Below are 12,564 nucleotides of genomic sequence, written 5' to 3'. Positions count from 1 at the left end.
GACAAGCATCTGTATCAAGAGAGGCATTTAATCGAATGCTTTTTTCATAAGTTAAAGCAGTACCGGCATCTATGTTCTCGTTTTGACAAATTGGCAAGAAACTTCTTGAGTTTTCTCTATCTCGTCAGTGCTCTCTTTTGGCTCAAATAAAAGATCAACACAACCTAGTTTGAATCGAAATGACTATGACGACAAAAAGTTGAACCACGCACCTCTGTATGGAAGGGCTCCCCTTCCTGGGGAAAGTCCTCGCGGAAATGGGCTCCTCGGCTTTCTTCCCGCAGCAGCGCCCCCTGCGCTACAAGACGGGCGAGCAAAAGCAGACTGCCTGCCTCAGCCTCTTCCCGGCTGGCCCAAGGCTTTTCCTGCAGGGGAAGTTCCTTGACAAAGGCCAGAAAAGCCCGCAGCCGTGTTCCCTCGCGCACAACGCCCAAAGCTTCCCCAACTCGCTGCCTCAGAGCCGGCACGATGGAGGGAGATGCCGCCAGAACGGGTAGCCTTTGCAGTCGCCGGGCGAAGCTCACCTCTCCCAAGTCTTGCAAGGCAGCCAAAGCAGCCCGCTTGCCCATAACCAGCCCCTCCAAGAGACTGTTGGAAGCCAAACGATTGGCCCCGTGTAGCCCCGTGGAAGCCACCTCCCCGGCAGCATAAAGGCCCGGCAGTCCGGTGAAGCCGAAAGCGTCCGTTCGGATCCCACCCATCACGTAGTGAGCGGCGGGAACAACCGGCAGCAGATCCTTGGTGGGATCCAACCCCAAGGCGCGGGCAGAAGCAACAACGGTGGGAAAACGCTCCTCCAGATGTTCGACGACCCGCAGATCCAGGTAGGTTCCCCCTGTCTGCTCCCGCTCCCAGAAAACGGCTCGAGCTACCACATCCCGCGGCGCCAGCTCTCCCCGCTCCGCATACCGAGGCATGAAACGCTCCCCAAAGGCGTTGAGGAGAACGGCCCCTTCTCCTCTTACTGCCTCGCTCACCAGCGCTCCATTGGGCAAAGCCGTGGGGTGAAATTGCACAAACTCCAGATCCCTGAGGATGGCCCCTGCCCGCCAAGCCAGCACCATCCCATCGCCGGTAGCTCCCGAGGGAGCTGTCGAGACGGGGAAGAGGCTGCCAAATCCTCCCGTAGCCAGGAGAACTGCCCCGGCCCTCACCTCCACCGGCCCCTCAGGGCCAAGAAGCAAGGCCCCCGCCACCCTGTCCCCCGCCAGCAAAAAGCTGAGGGCTGTGTAGCCCTGCAAAGGCAGCCTGTTGAGGCGAGCCAGCAAACCTCTCAGGAGCCACAGTCCGCTCCGATCCCCCCCCAGATGGCGAACCCGCGCTTGGGAGTGGCCCCCTTCCCGGACAGGTTGGGGATGGAAAGGAAGGCCCCAGCGTAAAAGCCTCTCCAGGTGCAAGGGTGCTTCCTCCACAATGGAGCGGGCCACCTTTTCTTCCACCAGGCCACGGCCCGCTTGCAAGGTGTCTCGGAGATGGGCCTCTACATCCGCCTCATCCACAGGAAAAGCCACCCCACCCTGTGCCCAAGGGGTAGAGCCAGAGGGAAGGGGATCCTTGCTTACCACCAAGGTTGTCGCCCCCTGGGTTTCGGCCCACAGGGCTGCGTACACCCCCGCCACCCCCGCTCCCAGGATCAGCAGATCAGTTTGCCATCGCACTAGCGGTGCGATTTCCCTGCCGTAGGCATAGCACTCTTGCAGCAGCGCCACGTAGTCCTTGCGCTCCAATTTAAGCCCCGGCAGGCACTGCCAGCATGGCCAGAATCGACCGGCGAGCCTTCTCAGCCACGTCCTGGGGTACCTGAATCACGTGGCGCATCTCCTGCAGGGAGCGATAAATCTTTTCCAAGGTAATCTTTTTCATGTACTCGCAAACGGCCTCTGCCTTGACAGGGATGAAGGTCTTGTCTGGAGCTTCTTTCTTGAGCCGGTGGAGAATGCCCACCTCAGTAGCGACCACGAACTCGCGGCTTTCCGAGGTTTTGGCGTAGCGCACCATGCCCTCGGTAGAGAGCAGCTTGGCATCCGGTTTGAGAAAGAGACAGCTAGAGCCGCAACTGCACTCGGGGTGAATGAGGAACTCCGCTCCAGGGTGCTCTTCCACCATCGCCTTGAGGTGCTCTTCCCGGATGCCGACATGCACGTGGCACTCTCCCGGAAAGAGATCCAGCTCCCTCCCGGTTACCTGAGCAACGTGGGCTCCCAGAAACATATCCGGCACAAAGAAGATGGGGCGATCCCGGGGCAGGCTGGCCACCACTTGAACTGCGTTGGCGCTGGTTACGCAGACATCCGCCAGGGCCTTGATCTCTGCAGCGGTATTGACGTAGGCCACCACCAAGCCCTCAGGGCAGGCTTCCTTCCACCGCAGCACATCTTCTGGGCGAATGCTGTCGGCTAGGGAACAGCCCGCCTCCAGATCCGGCAGCAGCACCGTCTTTTCGGGGTTGAGGATGGCAGCCGTCTCTGCCATAAAATGCACGCCCGCAAAGACGATCACCTGGGCGCTCGTCTTTTGAGCCTCTCGAGCCAGCCCCAAGGAGTCTCCCACAAAGTCTGCTACCTCTTGAACTTCGGGGAGCTGATAGGAATGGGCAAGGATGACCGCCTGCCTTTCCTGTTTGAGCCGAACAATCTCCTGGACGGTCACGTCAGCGTTGCGTAGCAATAGAGTCTCTCCTTATCATTCTCGACTTCTTGTCGCGACAGCGTTGCGTAGCAATAACGGCTTTGTTCCTCTGTAAGCTGGACGCGATCTGAGGACTTTGTCCCGCTAATGGGCTCGCAGGAGCAGCGCGCAGCGATAGCAGAAAGCGTATCTCCTGCAGTTGGCTGACTCTGCTTTAGCCAAGACGCTCGGAGAAGCCTTTCGCGGCGCTCGGTTGAGCTGGAGCTGGGCCTAGGTTGTTTTCCCAAAGTAGCATCGGTTGCGACGGCGTTGCGCAGCAGTAAAACAGCATCTAGCGAGGACTTGGCTCAGGTTGATATTCCCCCCTGCATAAAGGCAGGGGATTCTTTCAAGCACTCCGCGCCGTCATAGGCGTTCGCGAAAGCGTCGTGTAGCAATGAAGCAAAGGCCGTCCCAGGGGGCGGGGCTTGTTCGCTTTAGCAGCGCGGAGCGCTAAACCCGGTTTTCTTGGTCAGGCAGTGTAGTAGGCCGTGCCTTTGTTGACGAAGTCCAGCGTATAGGCAGCCCGGTAGTTGATGGTTGGCTCAAACACGCCGGCCACTGTCATGCTGTCGAAGAAGTCTTGCCAGCGTTTGTCGGTCATGGCGCCAATGCCTTTTTCCAGCGCATCGCCGGACAAGATGATGCCGTACTCCTGCAGTTTCTCGAAGCTATAGGCCAACTGGGCATCGGTCATTTCCGGGTTGTCCTGCTTGATCAAGCGATAGGCCGGACGGGGATCCTCCAAGAAGCTGTACCAGCCCTTAATCGAGGCATCCACGAATCGCTGCACCAAGTCGGGCTTGGTTTCCACCAGTTGACGACGGGTTTCGATGGTGGTGGCGTAGGGTTTGTAGCCCAAATCGGCCAGGAGGAAGACCACCGGCTCAAATCCCCCTTCCTGTTGGATGGCAAAGGGCTCAGACGTCAGATAGCCTTGCTGAGCTGAGCTGGGATCCGCCAAAAAGGGGCCGGGGTTGAAGTTATAGGGGCGAACTTGGTCGTCGGTGAAGCCAAAGCGGGCCTTCAGGTAGGGCCAGTAGGTGGCAAGGCCACCTTTCGAGACAAAGATAGGCCGGCCCTTGAGCTCTTCAAAGCGCTGGGTGCCAGGGTGGGCCATGATGATCTGCGGGTCTTTTTGAAAAATGGCCGCCACGCACACCAAGGGGATCCCTTCTCGCACGGCATTGATCACCCCTGTGCTTCCTCCCATGGCAAATTCGGCAGCTCCACCGGCCAAAACTTGGGTGATGTTGATGCCAGGGCCACCCATCTTGATGGTCACATCCAGGCCATGCTCGCGGTAGATGCCGGTCGCCACCGCCTGATAAAAGCCGCCGTGTTCCGCCTGGGCATACCAGTTGGTAGCGTAGGAAACGCGATCCAGACCGGATCCCTGAGCCACGATCAGGGTGGGAGAGGGTTTGCGCTGAGCTTGGGCACCCCCTGCAGCCAACAGACCGCCCCCAAGGGCTGCGGCCCCCACCTTGAGAAGTTGACGGCGGCTCAGAGCGTTGGTGTTCGAGTCAGAGGGTCGAGGCGAAGCCATATCCATTCTTCCTAAACCTAATCCTTGCAAGGTGTGAGGGGGCCAAAGATGCAGGTAATTTGTAACACTCCATTAAACCAAAAAACCTTGGACAGAGCGGTATCTCCGGCTACCGGTACTTGCAGACGAGATCCGCCGGCATTGGGTTCCATCGGCTAGAGACCAAGTTGCCCAGCAGCCAGCACCTCAGTTCGCAAATGGCAAGAGGAACAAAACCCGAAACCAGCCTTGCCCTGGTCTATCCCAAACCTGTAGCCACCGAACATGACCGGCGCTCGAAGTAACCTGCAGATCTCATTCTGCCGCAATCTTGCTGGGTCAAAGAGCCCCACCCCTTGAGCATTTGCCGGAGCTGTTGGCAATTTATCCCCGGTCGGGATGGAGTTGCGGCCAATTGGAGAGCTTGCTTTCTAGAGCTTGCTTTCTGCTAAGGCAACCCGCTATGCTACCGCCCAGATTGAGGCATTCTCCCGTGGCAAGTCAGCAGCTTCGTGTTTATGTCCCCCCTCACCCGCTCATTAAGCATTGGCTAACTGTGGCTCGGGATGCGGAGACTCCCATGCCCCTGTTTCGCACGGCCATGTCGGAGCTGGGCCGTTGGCTGACCTATGAGGCGATGCGGGAGTGGATCCCCACCCAGACCGTTCAGGTGCAAACCCCTTTGGAACCCGTTGCCGCGGAGGTCATCGCGCCGGATACCCTGCTGGGCATTGTGCCTGTATTGCGAGCCGGTTTGGCGATGTTAGAGGGTTGTCAAGCCCTTTTGCCCCAGGCGCGGATCTTTCACATCGGTATGGTGCGGGATGAGGAAACGCTGCAGGCTAGTTGCTACCTCAATCGCCTTCCAGAGCGGATCCCTGAGCAGATGCGCATTCTCATTCCCGAGCCGATGTTGGCCACCGGGGGCACGCTGCTGTGGGTTTTGGATGAGCTGAAAAAGCGGGGGGCGGATCCCAGCTTGGTCCGGATTGTCTGCGCATTGGCAGCGCCCCCAGGGTTACAGCGGTTGGGATCCCACTACCCGATGGTGCAAATTTTCTGCGCCATGATCGACGAGCGGCTGAACGATCGAGGGTTCATTTTGCCCGGGCTGGGGGATGCAGGGGATCGTGCCTTTGGCACAGAGAACTAGCCACTGACCCACTCAATCTGTCTGTCTTCTCTGCTGCTGGTTTTTGAGCCAAGATCTTCGGCGACACACGCATTCTGTAGTGCTCAATCGAGCTTTTACCACTTCTGGCACACGGATTGCCCATTCACCCAGATGCTTTGAGGGAGAGCATTTGAGGCTAACCCCCCTCAGGTTGGTCAAGCTATTGGATCATGGGTAATGTTGGCCGCTTCAGGGATCCCGGTCGCGCTACTTGCAATTCTGACGGGGCCAGCACCTTTTCCCTTCCTGCGCCTATGCGACTTGTCCTTACCAGTTTGGATGGCAGCTTGCTGGATCTGGAGTCCAACAGCTATGGTGCTGCCCGACAAGCCTTGGCTGCCCTAGAGCGCCGCTCCATTCCCTTGGTGCTCTACAGCCTGCGCACCCGTGCTCAACTGGAGCAGGTGCGGCGGCAGTTACGCCTGGAGCATCCGTTCATCTGCGAGGATGGATCCGCCGTTTACGTGCCTGAGCATTACTTCCCGGCGGGCATTCTGGATGAGCAGTGGCAACACCGACCGCCCTACTACGTGTATGCCTTGGGTCTGCCCTATTCTCGCCTGCGCAGCATCTTGCAACAGGTGCGCCAAGATTTCCACTTGGACTTGATCGGGTTTGGGGACTGGACTGCCTCTGAACTGGCCGCTGCCACCGGGATCCCTTTGGAAGAGGCGGAGCGGGCGCAGCAGCGAGAGTACAGCGAGATTTTCAGCTATTCCGGGGATCCCGAAACCCTACGGGAAGCTTTTGCCCAACAAGAGGCCAACCTCACCCAACATCTGCTGCGGGTGCGTCAGCTCCACTTCTCCAGCCTGCCGCAATGGTATCTGACCGGATGGATACGGCCAACGATGGCCGCAGAACCCAATTTCTCGCCGGGGGAGCAGGCGGTGCGGCGGCTGCTGGATTGCTATCAACGGCATTTGGGCCCTATCAAGGCTTTGGGCATTGGTTGTTCCCCGCCCGATGTGGCCTTTTTGCGGTGGACGGAGCAAAAAGTGGTGCTTCCCAGCCCAATTGCGGATAGCCTCTGGAGTGAGGCCCTGCCCCAATGGCAATTGGCTCAGCTCCCCGGCCCAGAGGGGTGGAATGAAGTGGTGTTGATGTGGTTGGAGGAAACAGATCATGGTGATGAATAAGCAGCAGAGCGGTTGTCAGGCTGTCCCCCTGGGCTTGAGAACGGCGGGATGCTTGCTGAGTTTGGCGATGGCCATGCCCGCCTACGCACAACCGCCCATGACCCTACTGACAGGGGAGCCGACGGTCGCCCAACTGAAGGAAGACGGAGCCCGCTACCTGCAGATGGGCTTTCATACCTTGGCCATCAACGCCTACCGGAGCGCGATTGAACTCGAAGAAAAAACCTTGGTGCTGCCCAGCGAACGGGATCCCGATGTGCCTTTTAACCTCGGCTTGATCTACGCCCGTCAGGGCAAGCTGGCGGAGGCGCGCGCTGCCTTTCAACGCTCGGTAGAGGTGGATCCCAGTAGCTTTAAGGCCCGCTATCAACTGGCTTTGGTGGATCTCAAGCTGGGGAACCTGGCCGCAGCCAAAGAGCAGCTCACCCTTTTGGCCCATGCCGCCAGCAACCATCCGGAAACCCACAGCCATATTCAATCTTTACTGGCCACTCTGGAGTCTGTGCCCCTGCCCGGCCAACAAGGGAAAAACCCGGCTCGTCCTCCAGCCGTCGAGTCAGAAGCCGCCAAGCTCTTGCTCGAACCTCAGAAAACAGAAACAGCCGCCCTGCCAACTGCGACTGAAAAGAAAGGGCCAGAGGAAGAGAAACCCCTCTCGCTTCTGCAGCGGCTCCGCCAACAGGAGCGGGACTAGTTCTCTCTCGGCCCAGACTGACAACCCATGAAGGCATGTAGCTGGATGCCAGGGATCCCACTGGTCACCGGGCCTTGGGCTAGGCTCACCCCTTTTTGGGATCCGACTGAGAATCTTCGGGCTGGGGCCCTTTGGTGGTGAACACCGTGGTGAACATCATCAGCATGCCTCCCCCCAAAATCAGCAGGGCCAATCCTCCGAACATCCAATTCATCCAGGCTTGGATTTCCATGGGGGGCTCTCCAGAATGCATAGGCAACCCTGATCCTACATCTGGAAAAACGGTGCCCAGCAGCTATTGATTGGCTCGGTGAAGCAACCCCAGTCCTACGACGGCACAGATGAAGTTGGGCAACCAAGCCGCCGTTGCCGGCCCCAGCGTCCCAATTTGTCCCAGCGCCTGGGTGATGAACAGCAGCACATAGAAGGCAAAGATAATCAGCACACTGATGCCCAACCCCAAAGAGGAACCGGTGCGCTGCGGGCGCAGCCCCAAAGGCACCCCAATCAGGGTGAACGCCAGACACGCAAAGGGAATGGCATACTTCTGGTTGAGGCTGACCTGTAGACGACGCACCCGTTGCAGATCGCCAGAGCTGGCAATCACTTCGATATAATGGTTCAGCTCTCGAATGTTCATTTCCTCAGGGCTGCGGATCTCTTGAGCCAGCTCCAGTGGTGCGCGAGGCAGGCGCAACTCCTGCCGGCTGAAGGTGGCAATGTTGCTGTAGGTGCCATCAGGAGAAACGATGTAGTTGGTGCCATCCTCAAACACCCAAAGATTCTCTTGGGGATCCCAGCGTCCCCGTTGGGCCAGCAGGATTTGGTTGAGCGCTTCGTTGGAAAAATCTAGGACGATAATGCCGCGCATTTGCTTCCCATCGAAGCTGCGGGCGTAGAACTGACGGGTTAGCCCTTGTCGCCGGGAAAAGGTGCCGTCCGGCTCAGGCATGAGGATCTCGCCAAATTCTTGGTAGAGGATATTCTCCCGCCGGAAGTCGGGATCCCGATTTAAAGCTCGATTCAAAGTCGTGGCCGCTTGGCGATTGCTCACCGGCACCACCAGCTCATTGAACAGAAACGTTAACGTCGTCACCAGCAAGCTGAGGACGAGGGCAGGCACCATGAGGCGGTAAAGGCTCACCCCGCATCCGCGCAAGGCCGTGATCTCGTTGTCGGCAGACAAGCGCCCATAGGCCAGCAACGTCGCCAGCAACATGGACATCGGGAACGTCAAAACGATGATCCCCGGCGCCCGCAGCACGAACACCTGCAAGGCTGCTGAAATCGATAACCCTGCCTCCACCACCAGGCGCACCAGCTCGAACAGGGATCCCACCGCCATCACCAAGGTTGTGAAAGCTCCCACCCCAAAGAGAAACGGCAGCAGCATCTCCGAGAGGACATAGCGATCCATCAGGCCCACCGCACAAGCGAGGGAGAACGTGCTGGAGGAACGGCCAACCGGATGGGTGGGGGGAGAATGAAGTTTCACGCAACCCAAGGAAGTAGTAGGCAGGACAGCCGAAGGCTGTTAACGACTCTAGACCGGAACACTGGGCAATGAAAGGCTATCGCCTTCCTTTCTCAACCTAACCCGCCTATGATCGACCCCAAGTAAGCTCAGGCATAGAATTGGGCCGGGTTTGTCTTGGGAAGACTTTCGACATGGTTTCCTCCTCTTCCCCCTCCTGCAATCTTAGGAGTTTGCTGGAGCGGCTCCTGGAGCTGCGGCAGCAGGTTGTAGAGGGATCCCAGAGCTACTTGGCTGCTTGGGGCTGCCCTACCGTCCCCCCTCCGGCCATTCATAACCTGGCGCGGTATCTGGCTCTGCGACAACAGGATCTGCGCAGCCTGCAGTTGGAATTGGCCGCCCTCGGACTGTCGTCGCTGGGGCGATGTGAATCACGGGTTTTGGAAAACCTAGATGCTGTGATTGCCGTTTTGGCAGCAACTCAGGGCTTAGCCTATCCGGCGCCCAGCTATGAAGAGTTTTATGCCGGGGATACGGCACTTGAGCAGCACGCCGAGGCGCTGTTTGGCCCCCCTTCTCCCCATCGCCGCGCCCGCATCATGGTGACCCTGCCCAGCGAAGCCGCCGAGCAGCCGGAGCTGTTGCTGCAGTTGTTGGAGCGGGGCATGAACGTGGCCCGCATCAACTGCGCCCACGACGAGCCCTCGGTGTGGGAGAAAATGGTGGCCCACTTGCGCCAGGCCGAAGCCCAGACCCAACGGCGTTGCAAGATTTTGCTGGACCTGGCTGGCCCCAAGATCCGCACCGGCCCAGTGGCCATGCCCCCCGGCAAAACCAAGGTGTACCGCGGGGATCGCATCCTGCTCACCGCGAAGGTTCCTGAAGCCAGCGCCGATATCTCCTGCCAGGTGACCTGCAGCCTGCCGGAGGTTTTGGCGCACCTGCAGGTAGGGGCAAGTGTTTGGATCGACGACGGCAAAATCGGCGCCCGCGTGGTAAGGATCGAGCCGGCAGGCGTGGTGCTGGAGGTGGACAAAGTTGCCCCTCAGGGCAAGAAGTTGCGAGCAGAAAAAGGCCTCAATTTTCCTGACAGTCAGCTCCAGATCCGTTCCCTCACCGACAAAGACTGCCAAGACCTGGACTTTGTGGTGCGGCATGCCGACTTGGTGGGCTATTCCTTCGTCCAGCAGCCCGCGGACTTGCAGTTGCTGGTTTCTGAGCTGGAGCGGCGGCAGGCTCGCCCCGATTTGGGCTTGATCCTCAAAATCGAAACCCAACAGGCCGTGAAAAACCTGCCTGCCCTCATTGCGACCGCCGCAAACCGCAGGCCCCTAGGGGTGATGATTGCCCGCGGCGACCTGGCTGTGGAAATGGGTTGGCTGCGCTTAGGCGAGATCCAAGAGGAACTCCTGTGGATTTGTGAGGCAGCCCGCGTGCCGGTGGTTTGGGCTACCCAGGTGCTGGATCAACTGACCAAGGAGGGTTTGCCCTCACGAGCCGAGCTTTCCGATGCAGTGATGTCCGCCTGCGCCGAATGCGTGATGCTCAACAAGGGCCAGTATTTGCTGGAGGCGGTCGCCCTCCTCGATGAGCTGCTGGCCCGTATGCAGACCCACCAACACAAGAAAAGCCAACGTCTGCGGGCTCTGTACTCTTGGCGCTAGAGGCGGAACTTCTCTCCTAGGTAATACTTGCGCACCAAGGGATCCGCTGCCAACTCAGCAGAAGTGCCTTTGGCCAGGATTGCCCCGTCGTTGAGGATATAGGCGCGATCGGTGATCTCCAGAGTCTCCCGCACGTTGTGGTCGGTAATCAACACGCCGATGCCCCGCTGCTTCAGCTTGGCCACCACCTCCTGAATATCCCCCACCGCAATGGGATCCACCCCCGCAAAAGGTTCATCCAGCAGCAGAAATTTCGGCCCGTGGATCCCAGCAGCCAAGGCACGGGCGATCTCCGCTCGGCGACGCTCCCCCCCTGATACCTGTAGGCCCAAGCTGTGGGCGACATGGGCGATGCGAAACTCCTCCAGCAGTTGGTTGAGCCGCTGCTGCCAAAGGCGACGGGGCACCCCTGTTTGCTCCATGATCAGCAGCAGGTTGTCTTGAATGCTGAGGCGACGAAAAATACTCGGCTCCTGGGCCAGGTAGCCGATCCCCAATTGGGCACGACGATGCATGGGCAGGTGGGTAATATCTTGGTCATCCAACCAGACATGGCCTCGGTTCGGCTGGATCAGGCCGGTCATAATGTAGAACGTGGTGGTTTTCCCCGCCCCATTGGGGCCCAGCAGCCCGACGATCTCCCCCTGCTGAATGTTCAGGCTGACGTCGCTCACCACCTCACGGCGGCCATAGCGCTTACAGATGTTTTCTAAGTAGATCTGCATAGGGCGCTGATCAATGCTCACCGATTCTGAAAGGGGCTTCTCGCCCAGACAGGGATCCTGTAGTAAGTGTCTCTCCCGAAGATGCCCCAAATCTTGCCCACAATCCAGAGAGATCTGAGCAGAATTGATCCCCTCAGGCTGACCCTGGAAGTCTTCGATACTATCATCATGACGGCGTACTGTAACTGGTTGCACCACCGCTTCAGGATGGGATCCCTGGCCTTCCCATGCTCCGCTGCCCAGACTGCTCTTGGCTCAACCCCGACTCCGATTATCGCTGTCGCCGCTGTGGGCACTTTTTGCGCCATCGCCCGCTTCCTGTTGCCGGGAAGGGATCCCAGCTCAACCCAAGAAGGCCAAACACCAACCCTGCCGACTGGCGGGAAATCCGCTGGGATCGCGTCCTGACTTCATCGGCGATACTCGGGGTTTTGGTGGGGTTGGGGCAACTGTCTTGGCATTGGGTACAACCGCTGCTGAGAGATCCACCCCTTCCCAGTGTTGGCAACGGCCCGGCAGCTTCGGGACGATAGGACTCCAAACGCCATCGCGCCTTAAGAGAGCTTGTTATCAGGTGGGCCAGACAAACCTGTGGAGTGGCCGAAGTCGGCAGATGCCACTATCATGTGACCAACGCAGAACAACCCCGCTCTGCTGTGTCCCTTCACTTAAACCTTCAAAATTGCGAGGCTTGGTAACCATGAACCTCAATCTCAAAGTTCCCGCCATTTGGGCACTGCTGACCACGGCGGCCTTGGCTTCCACTGCCGCAGCCACAACCTACAACTCTTGTTTCATGCGCTACCTCACGGCTTCCCGAACCTGTCCTAATTGCCGCCTGGGATCCATTGAGCTGAGCAACTTGGATCTGGCGGAAGCCAATTTCAGCGGCTCCGATCTGATCGAGGCTAATTTGGAGCGCACCATCTTGACAGGTGCCGATCTCAGCCAGTCCTACCTGGTGGGAGCCAATTTGCGACGGGCCCAATTGAGCGGAGCCAACCTGAGTGGCGCTTACCTGGAGGGAGCGGATTTGCGGGGGGCCAACCTCCGGGGGGCCGATCTCTCTTCTGCATCCCTGTACGGCGCGGACTTGCGGGGGGCCGATCTGCGCGATGCCAATCTAGTTGGGGCTGACCTGCGCTTTGCTCGCACCTGGGGCGCACGCCTGCAGGGCGCCGTTCGGGAGTAGCGCAAGAGGCCGAGGTTACAAAAAACTGGATCCAAAGCCCCGCCCTTCCAGGGCGGCTTTGTGTAGCTTTGCTAGCAGCGGTAGGGTAGTCAACGGCTATAAAAGCTCGACAGTTTCCAACTAGAACACTGCACCCACACCTATCACCCTAGCCTGAGACGACCATAGCCGCAACTTTTACTCAGTAAATAACCCCCCAGTGATGGGGGGCAGTGGTGGGCCTGGCACCGAGCTAGGTTGCCAGCAGGTCGCCCTGCCAGTAGATTCGCCGCTGATGCGTTTCACGTCCGAGTTCGGGATGGGTCGG

The 12,564-nt window shown here is 58.9% G+C and carries 12 protein-coding genes, 1 rRNA gene and 1 pseudogene; 7 read left to right on the top strand and 7 right to left on the bottom strand.

All coding sequences use genetic code 11. The features are described from left to right. Window positions 1-150, top strand: a pseudogene (locus ACVWZ1_RS13630) (IS5-like element ISSoc13 family transposase); the annotation flags it as partial. 14 nt (window positions 151-164) lie between these two features. Here the strand turns inward: ACVWZ1_RS13630 and ACVWZ1_RS13625 are convergent. The 3 genes from ACVWZ1_RS13625 to ACVWZ1_RS13615 all read right to left on the bottom strand — a co-directional run bounded on the left by ACVWZ1_RS13625 (window position 165) and on the right by ACVWZ1_RS13615 (window position 4,216). Next, window positions 165-1,658 carry an L-aspartate oxidase gene (locus ACVWZ1_RS13625; protein ID WP_457465776.1) on the bottom strand — a complete coding sequence of 498 codons (1,494 nt, stop codon included), beginning with the start codon at window positions 1,656-1,658 and terminating at the stop codon, window positions 165-167. Window positions 1,659-1,728: 70 nt separating this feature from the next. After that, on the bottom strand, window positions 1,729-2,667 hold the full coding sequence (gene nadA / locus ACVWZ1_RS13620) for a quinolinate synthase NadA (RefSeq protein WP_414358379.1): 939 nt from the start codon (window positions 2,665-2,667) through the stop codon (window positions 1,729-1,731). A 472-nt stretch (window positions 2,668-3,139) separates the two neighbouring features. Next, on the bottom strand, window positions 3,140-4,216 hold the full coding sequence (locus ACVWZ1_RS13615) for an ABC transporter substrate-binding protein (RefSeq protein ID WP_414358382.1): 1,077 nt from the start codon (window positions 4,214-4,216) through the stop codon (window positions 3,140-3,142). Between the two features lie 442 nt (window positions 4,217-4,658). Between ACVWZ1_RS13615 and upp the strand changes: the two genes are divergently transcribed. From upp to ACVWZ1_RS13600, 3 genes are all read left to right on the top strand, one after another. Further along, window positions 4,659-5,348: a uracil phosphoribosyltransferase gene (gene upp, locus ACVWZ1_RS13610; RefSeq protein ID WP_414344397.1), complete on the top strand. Its 690-nt coding sequence runs from the start codon at window positions 4,659-4,661 to the stop codon at window positions 5,346-5,348. 275 nt (window positions 5,349-5,623) lie between these two features. Continuing rightward, entirely contained in the window at window positions 5,624-6,508 is an 885-nt protein-coding gene (locus ACVWZ1_RS13605; RefSeq protein WP_414398481.1) for an HAD hydrolase family protein, read from the top strand. After that, complete coding sequence (locus tag ACVWZ1_RS13600; protein ID WP_414375473.1) at window positions 6,495-7,202, top strand: tetratricopeptide repeat protein; 708 nt, start codon at window positions 6,495-6,497, stop codon at window positions 7,200-7,202. The genes ACVWZ1_RS13605 and ACVWZ1_RS13600 overlap by 14 nt, the downstream gene beginning before the upstream one ends. A gap of 85 nt (window positions 7,203-7,287) precedes the next feature. Here the strand turns inward: ACVWZ1_RS13600 and ACVWZ1_RS13595 are convergent, their stop codons facing one another. Both ACVWZ1_RS13595 and ACVWZ1_RS13590 read right to left on the bottom strand, forming a co-directional pair. After that, a complete protein-coding gene (locus ACVWZ1_RS13595) occupies window positions 7,288-7,434 on the bottom strand; it encodes a hypothetical protein (RefSeq protein ID WP_187147235.1) in 147 nt (48 codons plus the stop codon). 63 nt (window positions 7,435-7,497) lie between these two features. Then, entirely contained in the window at window positions 7,498-8,697 is a 1,200-nt protein-coding gene (locus ACVWZ1_RS13590) for an LptF/LptG family permease (RefSeq protein ID WP_457503692.1), read from the bottom strand. Between the two features lie 173 nt (window positions 8,698-8,870). On the opposite strand from ACVWZ1_RS13590, the gene ACVWZ1_RS13585 reads away from it, so the two are divergent. Then, the gene (locus ACVWZ1_RS13585) at window positions 8,871-10,340 is read left to right on the top strand and encodes a pyruvate kinase (protein ID WP_457465757.1); all 1,470 of its coding nucleotides are present in this window, start codon (window positions 8,871-8,873) and stop codon (window positions 10,338-10,340) included. Here ACVWZ1_RS13585 and lptB read toward each other — a convergent pair. Further along, complete coding sequence (lptB, locus tag ACVWZ1_RS13580) at window positions 10,337-11,065, bottom strand: LPS export ABC transporter ATP-binding protein (RefSeq protein ID WP_457503693.1); 729 nt, start codon at window positions 11,063-11,065, stop codon at window positions 10,337-10,339. The genes ACVWZ1_RS13585 and lptB overlap by 4 nt on opposite strands. 227 nt (window positions 11,066-11,292) lie before the next feature. Here lptB and ACVWZ1_RS13575 point away from each other — a divergent pair, with 227 nt between their 5' ends. Both ACVWZ1_RS13575 and ACVWZ1_RS13570 read left to right on the top strand, forming a co-directional pair. Then, window positions 11,293-11,598, top strand: a complete 306-nt coding sequence (locus ACVWZ1_RS13575; RefSeq protein WP_414358409.1) for a hypothetical protein — start codon at window positions 11,293-11,295, stop codon at window positions 11,596-11,598. 167 nt (window positions 11,599-11,765) lie between these two features. Then, window positions 11,766-12,257, top strand: a complete 492-nt coding sequence (locus ACVWZ1_RS13570) for a pentapeptide repeat-containing protein (protein WP_414358407.1) — start codon at window positions 11,766-11,768, stop codon at window positions 12,255-12,257. A gap of 219 nt (window positions 12,258-12,476) precedes the next feature. On the opposite strand, the gene rrf is transcribed toward ACVWZ1_RS13570, so the two are convergent. Then, a 5S ribosomal RNA gene (rrf, locus tag ACVWZ1_RS13565) occupies window positions 12,477-12,564 on the bottom strand; the annotation flags it as partial.

Source organism: Thermostichus sp. MS-CIW-25 (assembly GCF_054060015.1).
The sequence above is the reverse complement of the archived record's forward strand: the minus strand, read 5'-3'. Positions and strand labels throughout refer to the sequence as shown.

Bases quoted from the DNA above. Each gene is read 5' to 3' on its own strand.
- ACVWZ1_RS13615 (WP_414358382.1), bottom strand. From the start codon at position 4,216: ATGGCTTCGCCTCGACCCTCTGACTCGAACACCAACGCTCTGAGCCGC.
- upp (WP_414344397.1), top strand. From the start codon at position 4,659: ATGCTACCGCCCAGATTGAGGCATTCTCCCGTGGCAAGTCAGCAGCTT.
- ACVWZ1_RS13605 (WP_414398481.1), top strand. From the start codon at position 5,624: ATGCGACTTGTCCTTACCAGTTTGGATGGCAGCTTGCTGGATCTGGAG.
- ACVWZ1_RS13600 (WP_414375473.1), top strand. From the start codon at position 6,495: ATGGTGATGAATAAGCAGCAGAGCGGTTGTCAGGCTGTCCCCCTGGGC.
- ACVWZ1_RS13595 (WP_187147235.1), bottom strand. From the start codon at position 7,434: ATGGAAATCCAAGCCTGGATGAATTGGATGTTCGGAGGATTGGCCCTG.
- ACVWZ1_RS13585 (WP_457465757.1), top strand. From the start codon at position 8,871: ATGGTTTCCTCCTCTTCCCCCTCCTGCAATCTTAGGAGTTTGCTGGAG.
- lptB (WP_457503693.1), bottom strand. From the start codon at position 11,065: ATGCAGATCTACTTAGAAAACATCTGTAAGCGCTATGGCCGCCGTGAG.
- ACVWZ1_RS13575 (WP_414358409.1), top strand. From the start codon at position 11,293: ATGCTCCGCTGCCCAGACTGCTCTTGGCTCAACCCCGACTCCGATTAT.
- ACVWZ1_RS13570 (WP_414358407.1), top strand. From the start codon at position 11,766: ATGAACCTCAATCTCAAAGTTCCCGCCATTTGGGCACTGCTGACCACG.